This is a genomic window from Burkholderia sp. KCJ3K979, from assembly GCF_016759955.1.
GTDB classification, from domain to species: Bacteria; Pseudomonadota; Gammaproteobacteria; order Burkholderiales; family Burkholderiaceae; genus Burkholderia; species Burkholderia orbicola.
The window spans coordinates 22,462-39,833 of record NZ_JACFYV010000047.1; the positions used below are offsets into that span (position 1 = coordinate 22,462).

The 17,372-nt window shown below is 67.4% G+C and carries 14 protein-coding genes and 1 other RNA gene; 9 read left to right on the forward strand and 6 right to left on the reverse strand.

What is annotated here, in order from left to right; translation table 11 throughout:
- Positions 1-29: 29 nt before the first annotated feature.
- On the reverse strand, positions 30-5,312 hold the full coding sequence (locus tag H3O04_RS13375) for an autotransporter outer membrane beta-barrel domain-containing protein (protein WP_202587857.1): 5,283 nt from the start codon (positions 5,310-5,312) through the stop codon (positions 30-32).
- A gap of 585 nt (positions 5,313-5,897) precedes the next feature.
- Entirely contained in the window at positions 5,898-6,812 is a 915-nt protein-coding gene (locus tag H3O04_RS13380; protein ID WP_006476906.1) for a class II glutamine amidotransferase, read from the reverse strand.
- Positions 6,813-7,017: 205 nt separating this feature from the next.
- Here H3O04_RS13380 and pyrC point away from each other — a divergent pair, with 205 nt between their 5' ends.
- From pyrC to rnpB, 3 genes are all read left to right on the forward strand, one after another.
- A complete protein-coding gene (pyrC, locus tag H3O04_RS13385; protein WP_012327899.1) occupies positions 7,018-8,082 on the forward strand; it encodes a dihydroorotase in 1,065 nt (354 codons plus the stop codon).
- Entirely contained in the window at positions 8,079-8,969 is an 891-nt protein-coding gene (locus H3O04_RS13390) for a DUF3025 domain-containing protein (protein ID WP_202587858.1), read from the forward strand. The genes pyrC and H3O04_RS13390 overlap by 4 nt, the downstream gene beginning before the upstream one ends.
- Before the next feature lie 12 nt (positions 8,970-8,981).
- Positions 8,982-9,393, forward strand: an RNA gene (rnpB, locus tag H3O04_RS13395) — RNase P RNA component class A.
- A 67-nt stretch (positions 9,394-9,460) separates the two neighbouring features.
- Here rnpB and H3O04_RS13400 read toward each other — a convergent pair.
- Together H3O04_RS13400 and H3O04_RS13405 are read right to left on the reverse strand one after the other, a co-directional pair.
- Complete coding sequence (locus tag H3O04_RS13400) at positions 9,461-9,925, reverse strand: OsmC family protein (RefSeq protein ID WP_074801272.1); 465 nt, start codon at positions 9,923-9,925, stop codon at positions 9,461-9,463.
- 412 nt (positions 9,926-10,337) lie between these two features.
- On the reverse strand, positions 10,338-10,643 hold the full coding sequence (locus H3O04_RS13405; protein WP_027813213.1) for a DUF1090 family protein: 306 nt from the start codon (positions 10,641-10,643) through the stop codon (positions 10,338-10,340).
- 311 nt (positions 10,644-10,954) lie between these two features.
- On the opposite strand from H3O04_RS13405, the gene rplM reads away from it, so the two are divergent.
- The 3 genes from rplM (at position 10,955) to erpA (ending at position 12,386) form a co-directional block, all read left to right on the forward strand.
- Positions 10,955-11,383: a 50S ribosomal protein L13 gene (gene rplM, locus H3O04_RS13410; protein ID WP_009687896.1), complete on the forward strand. Its 429-nt coding sequence runs from the start codon at positions 10,955-10,957 to the stop codon at positions 11,381-11,383.
- Positions 11,384-11,393: 10 nt separating this feature from the next.
- Positions 11,394-11,786 (forward strand): 30S ribosomal protein S9, encoded by a 393-nt coding sequence (rpsI, locus tag H3O04_RS13415; protein WP_006476904.1) that lies wholly within the window; start codon positions 11,394-11,396, stop codon positions 11,784-11,786.
- 228 nt (positions 11,787-12,014) lie between these two features.
- A complete protein-coding gene (gene erpA / locus H3O04_RS13420) occupies positions 12,015-12,386 on the forward strand; it encodes an iron-sulfur cluster insertion protein ErpA (protein WP_006476903.1) in 372 nt (123 codons plus the stop codon).
- 108 nt (positions 12,387-12,494) lie between these two features.
- On the opposite strand, the gene H3O04_RS13425 is transcribed toward erpA, so the two are convergent.
- Positions 12,495-13,643, reverse strand: a complete 1,149-nt coding sequence (locus H3O04_RS13425) for an anhydro-N-acetylmuramic acid kinase (protein WP_078040659.1) — start codon at positions 13,641-13,643, stop codon at positions 12,495-12,497.
- A 142-nt stretch (positions 13,644-13,785) separates the two neighbouring features.
- Here H3O04_RS13425 and tyrS point away from each other — a divergent pair, with 142 nt between their 5' ends.
- The 3 genes from tyrS to H3O04_RS13440 are packed head-to-tail and all read left to right on the forward strand — an operon-like array spanning position 13,786 to position 16,170.
- Positions 13,786-15,027 (forward strand): tyrosine--tRNA ligase, encoded by a 1,242-nt coding sequence (gene tyrS / locus H3O04_RS13430; protein WP_202587859.1) that lies wholly within the window; start codon positions 13,786-13,788, stop codon positions 15,025-15,027.
- Positions 15,024-15,482 (forward strand): D-aminoacyl-tRNA deacylase, encoded by a 459-nt coding sequence (gene dtd / locus H3O04_RS13435; RefSeq protein ID WP_011544595.1) that lies wholly within the window; start codon positions 15,024-15,026, stop codon positions 15,480-15,482. Before tyrS ends, dtd begins: the two co-directional genes overlap by 4 nt.
- A 22-nt stretch (positions 15,483-15,504) precedes the next feature.
- Positions 15,505-16,170 carry a histidine phosphatase family protein gene (locus tag H3O04_RS13440; protein WP_202587860.1) on the forward strand — a complete coding sequence of 222 codons (666 nt, stop codon included), beginning with the start codon at positions 15,505-15,507 and terminating at the stop codon, positions 16,168-16,170.
- A gap of 59 nt (positions 16,171-16,229) precedes the next feature.
- Here H3O04_RS13440 and H3O04_RS13445 read toward each other — a convergent pair whose 3' ends face one another.
- On the reverse strand, positions 16,230-17,357 hold the full coding sequence (locus H3O04_RS13445; protein WP_202587861.1) for a ParB/Srx family N-terminal domain-containing protein: 1,128 nt from the start codon (positions 17,355-17,357) through the stop codon (positions 16,230-16,232).
- Positions 17,358-17,372 lie beyond the last annotated feature (15 nt).

Genomic DNA, 17,372 nt, shown 5'->3' on the forward strand with positions numbered 1-17,372 from the left:
GGCGGTTTTTTTTCGTCCGTCGCCGGGCGTTACCAGCTGTACCGGTAGCCGACCTGCCCGACGATCCCGCGCCGGTAATCGCCGCCGATGTTGCGCGCGATCTTCGCATTCGCGTACAGCTCGCCCGACTTGCCGAAGCCGGCGGTCACGCCGACGCCGAGCTCGTACCAGGTGCGCCCGAGATGCGTCGCGAACGGCGTGCCGCCGACCACGGTCTGCCCGGGCGACAGGAAGTCGTGCAGCACGTCGGCCGTGAAGTACGGCGTCGCGGCGCCGCCGCCCGCGTCCGACTGGAGGTTCGGCCGGAAGATGCGCACGCCGACGCGGCCGCGCAGCGCATTCGTCGTCGTGCCCGACACGGTCGACACGTTGTCGTTGAACCCGTTCAGCTTCAGGTACTGATACATCAGCTGCGCTTGCGGCTCGACCGCGACCGGCAACGTGCCGATCGCGAACGGCTTGCCGACTTCCTGCGACAGCGCGACGCCGAAGCCGTTCTGCGACGCCTCGTTGCCGTAGCTGTCGCGATAGCGGTTGCCGTAGTGCGTGACCTGCCCGACGCTGTCGAAGTAGGTGCCGTCGGGCAGATAGCGCGTCCAGTAGCCGCCGACGCTCTGCGCGTGCATCTCGACCGAGCCGGTCGACGTCGACAGGTCGGGCGAGCCTGCGCGCGCCATGTCGCTGAAGCTCGCGTTCGACACGCCGATGCTGGCCGTCACGCCCGCGTGCGTGCTGCCGGCGCCGTCCGGCGCCTGGTCGAGGGTCCAGTCCTTGCCGAACTGCGCGAAGAACGTGCGTTCGTCGGCCGAGAAACGGCCCGCGTTCGCATCGAGGCTCTGGCCGCCGATGCGCCCCCACACGCCGTCGCGATTGCCGGGCTGCTGTTTCTCGACGTTGTAGATGTCGCCGACGCGCTCATGCAGCCTGCCGAGCGTCGAGAAGCCGTAGTCGGCGTTCAGCAGCGGCGTCATCGCGTAACCGGACACGCCCGGACGATACGCGAGCGTGCCGCCGTTGCCGTTTGCGTTGCCATTCCCGTTGTTGCCGCCGCCGGACGGGTGGATCGGGTCGCCGGGGTCGGTCTGGTCGAGTTGCGAGCGCAGGTACCAGCCGTTCGCATCGTCTTGCCCACCGCGATAGAGCCGGTATTCGTACGCGCCGGCCTGTACCGGGCCGGCAAGATGGAATGCCGACGCGGCGGTCGTGCCGCCGTTGGCCGTGACGACCACGGGAATCCCGTCACCGGTCGTCTGCGCGCCGGTGCCGGCCGTGTTGGCGATCTTCAGGCCGGTCGTGCCGCTCGCCGTGCCGCCGTTCACGATCAGCCGGTCGGTCGGTGACGTATCGGCGCCGAGATACGTGTTCAGCGCGATCGTGCCGCCGTTGCCGACGTAGCCGCCGGTCGTCAGCGTCTTGTAGCTGCCGGTCAGCGTCGGCGAGCCGGTCGGCGCGGCGAACGCGACGAGGCCCGCGTTGTTCAGGCTGCTCAGGACCGAACTGCCCATCATGCGCCACGTGCTCGTGCCGTCGACACTCAGCGCGACCGGGTCGATCTTCCCGGTCAGCGTCGTGCCGTTCGCGAGGAGCACGTTGCCGGTGCTCGACGCGTCCGACACGATGTCGCCCGCGAGGTTGACCGCCGATGCGTTGAACGTCACGTTGCTGCCGTTCGCGAGGTTCAGCAGCGTGCCGTTGCCGGCCGTCACGACCGTGCCGTTGCGTACCGCGATGTCGGCCGTGCCGCCGCGCGCGGCGAACGCCGGCCCGGTGGCGGACGTCACGCTGCCGCCGTCGACGAGCACCGAGCTGGTCGCGCCGTTCGCGAGCGTGTCCGACGTCAGCACGCCGGCCGTCGCGCCCGTGAGCGCCGTACCGGTCAACGCGAGCACGCCGCCGCTATTCGCGGTGGCGCCGTTGCCGGCCGCGCTGGCGAGCGACGAACCCGTATCGGCGAGGCGGCCGCCGTTTTGCGCGACGATGCCATCGGCCGCGGCACCCGATGCGGAAATCTTCGCGCCCGACAGCAGGGCTGTCGCGCCGCCGTCCATGACGATCGCATGCGCGTTCGCGCCGGTCGTCGCGACGGTCGTTCCGTTGGCCGTGAGCGTCGAATCGGCACCCGACACGGACAGGCCAAGCGCGTCGGCCCCCGCCGTGCGGACGACCGTGGCCGCATCGGCCGCGATACGTGCACCCGCACCGGTCGACGCAAGGCCGGCGGCGCTGTTGCCGGTCGTGGCGACCTGCGTGCCGGACAGTGCGATCGTTGCATTCGCACCGAGGTTGCGGATGCCGCTGCCCGAGCCGCCGACCGCGATCGATGTCGGGCCGGCCGCGATGCCGCCGCCGCTGACGGTCGAGTCGATCAGCACGCCGTCGGCGCTGCCGTTCGCGACGACGGTGCCCGCGCCCGACAGCGCGACCGATGCGCCGGCCCCCGTGAGACGCACGCCCGCGATCCCGTCGTCGGCTTCGATCGAACCCGCATTGGCGAGCGTGGCCGACGCACCCTGCACGAGCGCGCCGGTGCCGTTGGAGACGCGGATCGTCGACGCGTTGTTCACCGTGCCGAGCGCGCCAGCCACGACGCCCGTCGAGCCGGCGCCGGTGAGCAATACCGAGCTGCGGTTCTCGAGCGTGCCGAGGTTCTGCGCGATGAAGCCGGTCACGCCGGCGGTCGACGACGTGACGGCGGCGTGATTGGTCAGCGTCGTCGCGACCGGTGCGCCGGCAGCCGCGCCGGCGAGGTCGTGCGCCTGGCCGTCGACGATGCCCGCGGTCGCGCCGGCCGCGTTCAGGTGGATCGTCGTGCCCGGGTCGATCGTGCCTGTCGCGCCGCCTTCGACCGCGATCGCGATGCCGTTCGCGCCTTTGACGTCGTAGATCGCGTTGCCGGTCGACAGCGTGGTGCCGACGTCGGTCGCGAGCACGCCACGCGCGCGCTGGCCGTTGACGTCGGTGATCAGCGCGCCAGCCGCCGACGCGCCCGTGTAGGCCGCGCCGCCCGCGACGCGGAACAGCGTCGAATCGTCGGTGTCGACACTCAGGTGCTGCGCGGCGACGTTGATTTTCGAGCCTGCGCCGTATGCATAGAAGCCGATCTGGTGGGTGCCGGACATGAAGGCCGGCACGGCGTTCGCGCCGACGTCGATCGTCGCGCCCGAACGCGCGTGTACGCCGATCGCGCCGGTGCCCGTCAGGTTCAGCGTACCGTCGAGCGTGGCTTTCGCGAGCGGCCCTTCGGCCCAGACGCCGTAGTTGCGCGTGCCCGACGCGGGATCGAGCCCGCCGGCCACGTCGATCGTGCCGGTCGACGTCGCGGCCGTCGCGTTCGTGCCGGTCCCGACGACCATGATGCCGATGCCGTTCACGCCATTCAGCGTGATCGTGCCCGTATTGGTCACGGTCGCGGCGGTATCGGCCGCGAGCATGCCGACGTTGGCGAGCGGCGTGCCGGGCGCCGCGCCGTTGACGACGATCGCGCCCGCGTTGGTCAGCGTGCCGGAAGTCGACCCGATGCTCGCCAGTGCGGCGCCGTTCTGCGTCTGCGTGCCGATCACGATCGTGCCGAGGTTGCTGGCGGTGCCCGACGCGCCGAGCAGGATGCCGTACCCGTGCGCGGACAGCGCGACGTCGTTCGCGGCTTCGGGGGAGCTGGGGTCGTACTGCGCGGCGCGGCCGAGATAGATCGTGCCGCCGGCTTCGTTCGTGAAGCTGCCGCCGGCGACGAGGCCGCCGATCACCTGGCTGTCGAGCGTCGTCGCGTTGACGCCGACGTTGATCGTGCCGGCGTTCGACGCGCGCGCGCCGTCCGTGGCGGCTACCGCGTAGTTCTGCAGGTCGAGCCGGTTGCGGGTGAGATTCCAGGCGCCGACGTTCATCACGCCGTTGTTGACGAACGTCGTGCCGGCGCCGTTCGCGTACACGCCGCTGCCTTCGACGTACGTGTTGAGCCCGAAGTTGTCGGAAGGGGTGGCGCCCCCCGTGTTGACGTTGTCGCCGACCGTATAGCCGGACGAGATCGTGCCGTTGTTGACGCCGCTCGCGCCGCTCAGCAGGCGCACCAGCGTGAAGTCGCCCGACAGGCGCCCGTCGTTGACGAAGTGCGCGCCGTTCTCCGCGACGACGGCCGCGCTCTCATCGATCGTGTTGGAGCCGCGGAAGTCGATCTGACCGTCCTTGCCGATGTGCAGCGTAGCGTTCGCGCCCGTGCCGTGCATCGCGGACGGGTAGTTTCTGGGCAGCGCGTTCTTGTCGCCGGGCGATACGTCGTTCGCATACTCGAAGGTCTGCGGGGAAAGTGTCACGGCCTGGCCGAACGCGGTGTCGTACGCGGTCTGCGAGCCGAGCGCGCCGTTGCGGACCGAGCGCACGAGAAAGTCGTTGTACGCGGCGAGCGACGCGGCGTCGGTGACGGTCCAGGTGCTGCCGTCGAACGCGGTGAAGGTGCCTGCGTAGGTCGGCACGTCGAGCTCGATGCTGCCGAGGGGGCCGCCGCTCGCGAGATAGTCGCCGGTGATGAACCAGATCTGGTTGCGCGAATTCCAGTTGATGACGCTGGGTGCCGAGCCGGTGCCGTCCGCGTAGGCGAGATCGCTCTGCTTGGCCGCGATCGTCATCACGTTGCCGGTTGCCGCAGGTGCGTTCGCGGGGTTGCCGATCGATACGTCGAGCGTGCCGCCCGAATTCGCGACCGTGCCGATCCGCGTGTTCACGTACTGGTTGTCGTTCACGTCGTGGTAGACCTGCACGACGGTCGAGCCCGCGGTCGATGACACGAACGCGGACGAGTCGTAAGTGGCGACGGACGTGCGGCCGCCCGTGATCGAATCGGGGGTACCGACGCTTTGCGTCTTGCCGCCGAGCGTGACCAACGGCTGATTCGGGTTGCCCGAAATGATGGACGTGTTGCCGAGCGGCATCGGCGTGTAGCCCATGTCGCCGGTCGCGCCCGTCCAGGCACCGGTCAGGCCGACCCGGTCGCCGCCCGACACGGTCGTGGCGCCGACGAGATCGTTGTTGACGGTCGGGCTGAAACTGCCGAGCGCGCAGGTGGCGCCGTTCGCGACGGCCGCGCCGTTGCCGCAGGTCGATGCGTGCACGGTGCCGGCCGACAGTGCCGCCAGTGCGGCGCCGAGCGCCGCGACACGAAGCGGCGACCGGCGTACTGCGTGATGCGTTGCCTTGCGGGCGGTGCGCTGACTTGGCCCCGATGCAGCGCCCGAGCGCTTGCCGCGTGCCCGGGTCGTTTCCGCGACCGCGACCCAGCAGCCGGCGGCCTCGCTCCATATCGATCGAAATGAGTGATTCACGACATACCCCTCTTTCTTCTTTTTGACGTGGCATTCGCCGTTGTTCGGCGAATTCGCATTCCGCGGTGGGGAAATGATCCGAAGGGGCGTGCGGCGGCTATGGCAGCGTGTCGCGCCAATCGTGTTTCGTTACACCGAGGATGGGCGGAGTCTACTGATTCAGATGGCCGTCGATTATCGAGAAACTGGAAACTGTAATGATGCGAACCGTAATGCGTGGTATTTTTGATTTGTGTGGTTAATCGAACCGAAGGCTATGGCGGGGGCGGGCTGGTAGGGGCTTTGCGAAGATCTGGAACGGCTACCGGAGTAGGTGGGATAGCGAACGGTTCCGGCAGATGCGGTGCGTTAAAATCCGGATCAGGGGTTCTTGTTTTAATTGATGGTTATTTTTCTGATTCCATCTTTTATTTGCTTTCGCTTGTAAATTAATAAATCAAGCGGATGTCGGGTGATGTCAATCGATTGCGCCGGGTGGCGGTTAAAACGAAACCGTATTGACCGGAGCGAGGCGATTTGTGCTGATGCCGCATGAAGTGCGCGCAGCAGTTCGGAAAGCGAGCGCAGCCGATGCCGCGCCGGGCTTCAGAAATCGATCGCGTCGTCGGCATCGCCGTCGGCCGCGGTGGCGAGCGCTTCGCGAACCACCGCGCGCGGCGCGGATGCCGACGCATCGAGCGACGGGTTGCGCAGCTTCTCGAGCACACGCTCGGGCACCGGAATCTGCATCCGTGCGGCGACGTCGCCGCACTGGAACATGATCAGCTCGCCCGGCTCGAACGCGGTCCAGACTTCGTTGTCGGTGAGCGGCTGCGTTGCGATCACCGCGACGCGATCCTCGGGGGTCGTGTATTTCGCGAAGTCGATCGACAGGTCTTCGTCGACGAGATGCGCGGTCGAGAACGGCCAGCGCCGCACGAGGTAGTGCAGCCGCGTCGAGCAGTGCGCGAAGAGCGCCTGGCCATTCGACATCAGGAAGTTGAACACGCCGTGATCGGTGATGCCGCGCGTCAGTTCGCCGACCCGCTCGAACAGCTCGGGCAGCGGCGGCTGCGCGCCGGGAAAGGCCTCGCGCAGCCCCTGCATCAGCACGCAGAACGCCTGTTCGCTGTCGGTCGTGCCGACCGGGTGGTAGACACTGCCGTCCATGTCCGGCGCGTAGTCCTGCAGGTCGCCGTTATGCGCGAAGATCCAGTGCCGGCCCCACAGCTCGCGCATGAACGGATGGCTGTTCTCGAGCAGGATGTGCCCTTGCGTCGCCTTGCGGATGTGGGCGATCGTGTTCTTGGACTTGATCGGGTAGCGCTTCACCATTTCGGCGATCGGCGACGTGGCCGATGCCTGGTGATCGATGAAGAGACGGCAGGCCTTGTCTTCGAAGAACGCGATGCCCCAGCCGTCGGCATGGTGATCGGTGAGCCCGCCCCGGGCCGCGAAACCTGTGAAGGAGAATGTGACGTCCGTCGGCGCGGCGCAGTTCATTCCAAGGAGTTGGCACATTTTACGTGGGGCGGCAGGCTGAAGCGGGGGGTAACGAACCGGGCGAACCCCGGTACAATGCGGCTTCTAGCATATCACCGAGCCCTGAGCGGTAAAAAGCGGATTCCGCTGGCCAAAGGCCCCGTGTTGCGGTTTGCCGTCAGTCGGCCCGCGCACGCGCGTTCCGGCCCCGCCGATGGCAAGCCCGTTCCTCACGACGCCTCCTATGACTGCCTCGAACGCTTCTTCCCCGGCGACGCTTTCGCTCGCCCGTCCCGACGACTGGCACCTGCACCTGCGCGACGGCGACATGCTCGCCGCCGTGCTGCCGCACACCGCCCGCCAGTTCGGCCGCGCCATCGTCATGCCGAACCTGAAGCCGCCGGTCACGACCACCGCGCAGGCGCAGGCCTATCGCGAGCGCATCCTCGCCGCGCTGCCGGCCGGGATGACGTTCGAACCGCTGATGACGCTGTACCTGACCGACAACACGCCGCCCGACGAAATCCGCCGCGCGCGCGAAAGCGGCTTCGTGCACGGCGTGAAGCTGTATCCGGCAGGCGCGACGACGAACTCCGACCATGGCGTCACCGATCTCGCGAAATGCGCGAAGACGCTCGAGGCGATGCAGGACACAGGCATGCCGCTGCTCGTGCACGGCGAGGTGACCGATGCGTCGATCGACCTGTTCGACCGCGAGAAGGTGTTCATCGACCGCGTGATGACGCCGCTGCGCCGCGATTTCCCGGGCCTGAAGGTCGTGTTCGAGCACATCACGACGAAGGACGCGGCCGACTACGTGCGCGATGCCGACGCGGCGCCCGGCCTGCTCGGCGCGACGATCACCGCGCATCACCTGCTGTACAACCGCAACGCGCTGTTCGTCGGCGGGATTCGCCCGCATTACTACTGCCTGCCGGTGCTCAAGCGCGAGACGCATCGCGTGGCGCTGGTCGAGGCCGCGACGTCGGGCAATCCGCGCTTCTTCCTCGGCACCGACAGCGCGCCGCATGCGCGCGACGCGAAGGAAACCGCGTGCGGCTGCGCGGGCTGCTACACGGCGCTGCACGCGCTCGAACTGTACGCGGAAGCGTTCGACACGGCCGGCGCGCTCGACAAGCTGGAAGGGTTCGCGAGCTTCTTCGGCGCCGATTTCTACGGGCTGCCGCGCAGCGCCGAGACGGTCACGCTGCGCCGCGAGCCGTGGGAACTGCCGCGCGAGATCTTCGCGGGCGATACGCCGGTCGTGCCGCTGCGCGGCGGCGAGACGATCGGCTGGAAGCTGGCGTGACCGGCGCGCCGCCGCGCGAATCCGGCCTTGCGGCCGGTCGTGCGGCGGCGGATTTCGCGCGGATCGACTGGTCCGCGCCGTGGCTCGCGCCTTACGCGGAGCCGGGCCGCGCGTGGCAGGCGGCCGCCCGCGCGGGCGAGGCCGCGCTGCTCGATGCGTTGAACGGCGCGTTGGGCGGCGTGTCACGAGGCGGCGATCGCGTCACCGGCCGCGGCAGGCCGCTGCGCTTCGTGCCGCAGGCCGAGCTGCCGCCCGGCGTCGCGTACGAGACCCATATCGCGGGCACCGGCCACGTGCCGAGCCGCCACCATCTTCACGACTTCTTCAATGCGCTCGTCTGGTTCGCGTACCCGCGCATCAAGGCCGCGCTGAACGCACGCCAGGCCGCCGCGATCGACGCGGCGGGCGGCGTCGGCCCCGTGCGCGGGACGTTGCGCGACGCGCTCACGTTGTTCGACGAGAACGCCGCGCTGTTCGTCACCGCCGACCGCGCGCTCGCCGACGCGCTGCGCGGCTTCGACTGGCCGCGGCTACTGGTGGCCGCGCGCGATGCGTGGGGCACGCGCTGCGAAGCGCGAGTCGTCGGCCATGCGCTGCTCGAACAGCTCGTCGCACCCTACAAGTCCTGCACCGCGCACGCATGGATCGTCGAAGTGAGCGCCGACTATTTTTCGTGGCCCGACGCGCAACGGCGCGCGCACATCGACGCACGAATTGCCGCCGAACTGGCCACGCGCGCGCTGACGAGCCGCGATTTCGCGCCGCTGCCGGTGCTCGGTGTGCCGGGCTGGTGCGCGGCGAACGCCGACCCCGCGTTCTACGACGATCCGGCCGTGTTTCGCCGCGGCCGCCGCTCGCACGCTGCCGACGGCGGCGCGCAGTGCTAGAATGCGCGTCGCAAAGCAGGCCAGGCAGTCGCGGCCTCGGCGCCTTCGGGCGCGCGGGGGCGAGGAAAGTCCGGACTCCACAGGGCAGGGTGATGGCTAACGGCCATCCGTGGCGACACGCGGAACAGGGCAACAGAAAGCAAACCGCCGATGGCCCGGCGCAAGCCGGGATCAGGTAAGGGTGAAACGGTGCGGTAAGAGCGCACCGCGGCGACGGCGACGTTCGCCGGCACGGTAACCTCCACCCGGAGCAATTCCAAGTAGGCAGGCGCGCATTTTCGGATGCAGGACGGGGCCCCCGTCTCGTCTGCGGGTAGGAAGCTTGAGCGCGTCAGCAATGGCGCGCCTAGAGGAATGACTGCCACGCGTTACGCGCTTCGGCGTGCAGCGTGCACAGAATCCGGCTTATCGGCCTGCTTTGCCGTTCGAATGCGAAAGGGCCGGCGCTCCCTGCTGAGCACCGGCCCTTTTTTCATGCGCGCGCCGTGCGCTCAGGCGGCGACGATGTCGAACGAATGCGTGAGTTCGGCCGTCTTCGCGATCATGATCGACGCGGAGCAGTACTTGTCGTGCGACAGGTTGATCGCGCGCTCGACCGTGGCCGGGTTCAGGTTGCGGCCGGTGACCGTGAAGTGGAAGTGCACCTTCGTGAACACCTTCGGATCTTCGCTCGCACGCTCGGCCTTCAGCGTGACCGAGCAGCCGCTCACTTCCTGGCGGCTCTTCTTCAGGATCAGCACGACGTCATAGGCGGTGCAGCCGCCGGTGCCGAGCAGCACCATTTCCATCGGACGCGGCGCGAGGTTGTGGCCGCCGCCTTCGGGCGCGCCGTCCATCGTGACGAGGTGCCCGCTGCCGGTCTCGGCGGAAAACGCCATGCCGTCCTGGCCCATCCAGCTTACTTTGCATTCCATGCTTGCACTCCAGCGTTGCCTGATTCGGATTCGATCCGGCATTGTAGCCCGCGGCGCAACGGTCGGCTGATGCGCTGCACGACGCGCAACGCCGGGGCCGGGCGGGCAGGGCGGCGAGCGGCGATTTCCCTGCTGGATTTAGGGGGGTTTTGCTCTAGGCGAGGGTAGCTTTAGGTCGTGTCAGAGGGGTTTACGTGTTTGATTTCAAAGGGAAATGTGTCCGAACGAGCTTTCCGGATGAAATCTCATATTGCGGTATTTGATTTCGCAATGCAAATTTTCTTGTGAAGTCGGCGGGGCATTCGTATAATGGTCCTCATTGGTTGCCGCGCTGCGGCAACCTCCGCATGTCTCCTCCACCCTCCTCCTAAGGTGGATTAAGCCCGAACCAGCCGTTCGGGCTTTTTTTCGTCCCATGCAAACATCCGCGCGCGGCTTGCGCGCGTCGGCACCGTCACGCGGGCTGTCGCGCAGCCGGCTGCGAAGTCGCGTCGGGCGGCGTGCCGCGCGAGTCGGCATCGGGCGCCGGCGCACGGGCGGCCGACGCGTGGCCGTGGCCGCGTGCGCAGAAGTGGCGGACGCGTTCGCGCACCGCGCGCAGGCGCGCGATGCGGTCTTCGGCATGGGCGGTCCGGGCTTCGGCGATGCGTGCATCGAGTGCGTCGAGCTTGGCTTCGCAGCCGGAGCGGGCGGCGACGGCGGGCGCCGCGACGGCCAGCAGCGCGGCCGCCAGAAAGGGCGTAAGTCGTTGTTTCATCATGCTGGTTTGTTGTTTTTCGGGTTCGACCGGTCTGGCGCGGCAAGGTCATGTGCCGCGCGTCGATGGGTGCCTCCCCAGGCGCTCGGTTCGCCTGGCTTGGTGGGGCACGACCGGATTTTGGCTCATTTCGGCCGCCGCGAACACGGGACGTGGATTCTCTTTGACCACGTAGCCGTATTTCCTTTATAATTCAGGGCTTTTCCGCATTCATGCCCACGGAAAAAGAACAGGGAGAGCCTGCACCGCGCCTCGAAGCGCACACAGACAAGCAGGAAGAACACATCGGGCAAAGCAATTTTTTTGGATCGATCATGAAGACGTTTTCCGCAAAAGCCCATGAGGTGACGCGCGAATGGTACGTGATTGACGCGACGGATAAGGTTCTCGGCCGTGTTGCCAGCGAAGTGGCACGCCGTCTGCGCGGCAAGCACAAGCCTGAGTTCACCCCGCACGTCGACACTGGTGATTTCATCATCATCATCAACGCGAGCAAGTTGAAGGTCACGGGCAACAAGACGCTGGACAAGAAGTACTACCGTCACTCGGGCTACCCGGGCGGTATCTATGAAACGACGTTCGGCAAGATGCAAGAGCGCTTCCCGGGCCGCGCGCTCGAGAAGGCGGTCAAGGGCATGCTGCCGAAGGGCCCGCTCGGCTACGCGATGATCAAGAAGCTGAAGGTCTACGCAGAAGCGACGCATCCGCACTCGGCTCAACAGCCGAAGGCGCTCGAGATCTAAGGGGACCCACATGATCGGTAACTGGAACTACGGTACGGGCCGCCGCAAGAGCGCAGTCGCACGTGTCTTCATCAAGGCTGGCAAGGGCGACATCATCGTCAACGGCAAGCCCATCGCTGACTACTTCTCGCGCGAAACGTCGCTGATGATCGTGCGTCAACCGCTGGAACTCACGAACCACGGCCAGACGTTCGACATCAAGGTGAACGTCAACGGCGGCGGCGAAACGGGTCAGGCAGGCGCAGTGCGTCACGGCATCACCCGTGCACTGATCGACTACGATGCGACGCTGAAGCCGTCGCTGTCGAGCGCAGGCTTCGTCACGCGCGATGCGCGTGAAGTCGAGCGTAAGAAGGTCGGTCTGCGCAAGGCACGCCGCGCAAAGCAGTTCTCGAAGCGTTAATTCCGCTTCATGGCCTCGCCGCTTTCGAGCGGCGTCTGCCGGAAAAACCGCCAGCTTTCACGCTGGCGGTTTTTTTATGCCCGCTGACTACCCGCACCCGGGCCGCCGCGGCCGCCACCCGCGCGGGCGCGTTTGATGAAATCGACAAGAACCTATTGATTTCATGGACATCAGCACGATCTTCTGATCGGCCCTACAATAGCGGCTAAAGCTTTTTGGAGAGTTCGAATGAACGCTGTTACCGAAACCGCAGCAACGACGACCGATATGCCGCTGCCGTTCGTCTTCACCGACGCCGCGGCCGACAAGGTCAAGCAACTGATCGACGAAGAGGGCAATCCCGACTTGAAGCTGCGCGTGTTCGTGCAGGGTGGCGGCTGCTCGGGCTTCCAGTATGGCTTCACGTTCGACGAGGAAGTCAACGAGGACGACACCGTGATGAACAAGAACGGCGTCCAGCTCCTGATCGACTCGATGAGCTACCAGTACCTGGTCGGCGCCGAGATCGACTACAAGGACGACCTCAACGGCGCCCAGTTCGTGATCAAGAACCCGAACGCGACCACCACCTGCGGGTGCGGTTCGTCGTTCTCGGTCTGAGCGCACGGCAGATCCGCGCCGGTTCGCCGGAATGAAAAACGGGGCTTCATGCCCCGTTTTTTTTATGCGCACTCGTCCTGCGGCGCTCACCGCGCGGCGGATATCGCGTCAGCGCGGATAGAGCGCGCCGAGCACGCGGTTGCCGGCTGCGCCGGTGACCGTCGCGAGATTGCCGGGCTGGCGCGCGGTGAAGCGGTACGCGAGCCACGCGAACGCGAGCGCTTCGACCTGCTGCGGCGGCACGCCGAGTGCGGCCGTGGTGTCGACCGCGGCCGGCACGCCGGCCTCGCGCAGCGCGTGCCGGAGCGCGTCGAGCAGTACCGGATTGCGTGCGCCGCCGCCGCAGACGAACACGGCCTTGCAGCCCGGTGCGTGCTGCGCGATTTCGCGCGCCACCGATACGGCGGTGAGCGCGGTGAGCGTGGCCTGCACGTCCTCCGGTGCAACTTGCGGGAACGCGGCGAGCTTGGCGTCGAGCCATGCGGGATTGAACAGATCGCGTCCGGTGCTCTTTGGCGGCGGCGCGGTGAAATACGGTTCGTCGAGCAGGGCGTCGAGCAGCGATGCCTGTACGGTGCCGCGTGCGGCGAACTTCCCGCCGTCGTCGTACGGCTTGCCGAGGTGGCGGGTCGCCCAGGCATCGATCAGCGCGTTCGCGGGGCCGCAGTCGAAGCCGCGCACGTCGCCGTCCGCGCCAGGCAGGATCGTGATGTTGCTGATCCCGCCGAGATTGCAGACGACCCGCGTTTCGCCCGGCGCGCCGAACACCGTCGCATGGAACGCGGGCGCGAGCGGCGCGCCGTGACCGCCGGCGGCCACGTCGCGGCTGCGGAAATCGGCGATCACGTCGACCTGCGTCAGCTCCGCGAGCAGCGCCGGATTGTTGAGCTGGCGCGTATAGCCGCGCTCGGGGCGATGGCGCACCGTCTGGCCGTGCACGCCGATCGCGCGGATCTCGTCGCGCGACAGCCCGGCCGTGCGCTGCAATTCATGGCAGCACACCGCATAGCGCGCGACGAGCGCATTCGCGGCGAGCGATTCGCGGTCGATCTCGTTGTCGCCGGGCTGCTGCAGCGCGAACAACGCGTCGCGCAGCGATTGCGCGAAGCCGACGAACGCTTCCGCGAGCACGACCGGCGCGCGGCCGGCCTTGAAACGCACGGCGACGCCGTCGACGCCGTCCATGCTGGTTCCCGACATCAGCCCGAAATAGATGCCGTCTGCCGGATGGGCAGGCTGCGGCTGTCGTTGCGGCACGTTGGGTTCTCCTGGATCGTGCGGCGCGGGCCGGTGCCGCGCGCCTTGCGCCCGATTATCCGCGCAACGTGACGCGTCGTTAAGCGATGCGCGCGCAAGTTATGGGAAAATCCCTGTTTTTGCGACATTCTTCCTGGCACCGATGAGCACCGAACCCAGTTCCAAGCCCGTTTTCCCGATCACCGACGAAGTCCGGCATGCGCTCGCCGTCACGAAGCGCGGCGTCGACGAGCTGCTGATCGAGGAAGAGTTCGCGCAGAAGCTCGCGCGCAGCGCAGCCACCGGCACGCCGCTGCGCATCAAGCTCGGCCTCGATCCGACCGCACCGGACATCCACATCGGCCATACGGTCGTGCTGAACAAGATGCGCCAGTTGCAGGATCTCGGCCATACGGTGATCTTCCTGATTGGCGATTTCACGTCGCTGATCGGCGATCCGTCGGGCCGCAACGCGACGCGTCCGCCGCTCACGCGCGAGCAGATCGAATCGAACGCGAAGACCTACTTCGAGCAGGCCGCGCTCGTGCTCGATCGCGAAAAAACCGAGATCCGCTACAACAGCGAATGGTCGATGCCGCTCGGCGCGGACGGGATGATCAAGCTCGCGTCGCGCTACACGGTCGCGCGGATTCTCGAGCGCGAGGATTTCACGAAGCGCTTCCAGGGCGGCGTGCCGATCTCGATCCACGAATTCCTGTACCCGCTGATGCAGGGCTACGATTCGGTCGCGCTGAACGCCGATCTCGAACTCGGCGGCACCGACCAGAAATTCAACCTGCTGGTCGGCCGCGAACTGCAGAAGCAGTACGGCCAGGAACAGCAGTGCATCCTGACGATGCCGCTGCTCGAAGGCCTCGACGGCGTCGAGAAGATGTCGAAGTCGAAGGGCAACTACGTCGGCATCAGCGAGAAGCCGACCGACATGTTCGGCAAGCTGATGAGCATCTCGGACACGCTGATGTGGCGTTACTTCGAGCTGCTGTCGTTCCGCGGCCTCGACGAGATCGCCGGCTTCAAGCGCGAGGCCGAAGGCGGCCGCAATCCGCGCGATTTCAAGGTGCTGCTCGCGCAGGAAATCGTCGCGCGATTCCATTCGCAGGCCGACGCCGAGCGCGCGCTGGAGGACTTCAACCACCGCGCGAAGGGCGGCGTGCCGGACGACATTCCGTCGGTCACGCTGGCCGGTGCGCCGCTCGCGATCGGTCAGTTGCTGAAGCAGGCCGGCCTCGTGCCGTCGACCAGCGAAGCGCTGCGCAACATCGATCAGGGCGGCGTGAAGATCGACGGCGCGACCGTGTCGGACAAGGGCCTGAAGGTCGAGGCCGGCGAGTTCGTCGTGCAGGTCGGCAAGCGCCGCTTCGCGCGCGTCACGCTGACCGCATGATCGCGCTGATCCAGCGCGTGACGCGTGCCGACGTGCGCGTCGGCGGCCGCACGACGGGCGAGATCGGCGCGGGCCTGCTCGCGCTGGTTTGCGCGGAGCGCGGCGATACCGAGGCCGCGGCCGACAAGCTGCTCGCGAAGCTGCTCGGCTACCGCGTGTTCAGCGACGCAGCCGGCAAGATGAACCTGCCGGTGTCGAACATCGACGGCGAGGGCCGCGCGGGCGGCCTGCTGCTCGTGTCGCAATTCACGCTGGCGGCCGATACCAACAGCGGGCTGCGTCCGAGCTTCACGCCGGCCGCACCGCCCGACGAAGGCGCGCGGTTGTTCGACTATTTCGTCGCGGCCGCGCGGGCGCGGCACCCGATCGTCGAGACGGGCGAGTTCGGCGCCGACATGCAGGTGTCGCTCGTCAACGACGGCCCCGTGACGTTCTGGCTGCAAGTGCGGCCCTGATTCTTTCCGGAGGCGCGCCGCGATGGCCACCACGCAGATTCTTTTCATCCGCCATGGCGAGACGGCCTGGAACCGCATCAAGCGCATCCAGGGGCATATCGACATCCCATTGGCCGATACGGGGCTCGCGCAGGCGCAGCGGCTGGCGGCGCGACTCGGGCGCGAGGCGCGTGACGGCGCGCGGATCGACGCGGTGTATTCGAGCGACCTGATGCGCGCACAACAGACCGCCCAACCGTTCGCCGATGCGCTCGGGCTGCCGCTGCTGCTGCGCGAAGGGTTGCGCGAACGCTCGTACGGTGCGTTCCAGGGGCACGACAGCACCGAGATCGAGGCGCTGTTTCCGGACGCGTATGCGGCGTGGCAGACGCGCGACCCGGGCTTCGCGCCGGAGGGTGGCGAGTCGCAGCGTGAGTTCTATCACCGCGTGCTGCATGCGCTCGAACCGATCGTCGCCGCGCATCCGGGCGGCCGGATCGCGTGCGTCGCGCACGGCGGCGTGCTCGATTGCGTGTATCGCTTCGCGAACGGGATCGAGCTGTCGGCGCCGCGTACCTATCAACTGCTCAACACCAGCATCAACGTCGTCGATTACGTGGATGGCCGCGCGCAAGTCGTGCGGTGGGCCGACGTGTCGCATCTCGAAGTTGCGAGCGACGATGACGACGGGTACCGCAAGGTGCTCTGAACACGTCAGCCCCGTGCGGCATGGCTGGCCCCGGGGTTTGCCTTCTTACTGCGTGACGCTTACTGCGGCAGCGCGTGGCGCGTCTTGTAGTCGAGCGCGTACGCGATCTTGCCGGGCTTGTCGGCCGTGATCGGCTGGCGCAGCTTGTCGAATTCCCCCTTGCTGTATTTCTTCCCGCCGTTGATCGCATCGGCGCGCCCGAGATCGGCGCCCGTCTTGCCGTCGATCACGGGGTCGGTGGCCGCGACCATCCGCGTCGACGCATTCCAGACCGCATTCAGGTAGCCCGTGTCGGCCTTCGCCGGGTCGGGATCGGTCGTGCCGACGCGCGTGAGGTCATAGTTCGCCAGCGCGAACGTGCCGGGCTGCGCGCGCAGCCAGTCAGCCCAGTAGAACTCGAGGTAGTCGGTCGCTTGTGCGGGCTTGCTGTAGCCGATGTCGCGCGTGAAATAGACGAGCGAGCGGTAGCGGTCGTTCGTCATCCCGAGTTTCAGACCGAGGCCGCTCGGCAGTTGCGCGGTCGTGATCGGCTGGCCTTCGCCGTTCTTCAGGCGCAGATAGCCACGGCTTTGCATCTGCTGCCAGAACGCGTCGCCCGAGTAGTCGCTGAGGTTGTCCTTGACGACGACGTGCACATGCAGCGACGGGCCGCCGTCGGGCGTCTCGTAATAGGTCGACAGGCCGTGGTGGCCGTCGGTCAGGTACAGCGCATCGCCGTGCGGGCCGATCACGACGGGGTTCAGCACCGAGCGGTCGCGGGCGTTCGCGTCCGTCGTCGCGCACGTGTAGCTGGCCGGTTCGCGCAGCGACGATCGGGCCGTGTAGCCGCTCGATGCGACGCCGCCGAGGCCTTCGTCCGCGCAGAAGTCGTCGAACTTCTTGTCGGGCTGCAGTTCGTAGCGGCCGAGCTTGTAGTAGATCTGGTCGTAGCCGATCGCACCCTGCGTCGGATGGAGATCGCCGAGCGTCACGTCGATCAGGTCGCCGGCGCGCGCGGCTTTCCACTTGCCCGGTTGCGGCGTGGTGGTGGCGGGCGGCGTCGGGGCCGGCGTCGTCGTCGTGCCGCCGGACGGCGGTTGCGCGTCCGTGCGCGCAACGGCGGTGACATCATCGCCTCCGCACGCGGCGAGGGCGACGACGGTGGACAGGCTGGCGGCAAGGGCGAAACGGATCGGCAGGCGTGGCATCGCGGGCTTCGGGTG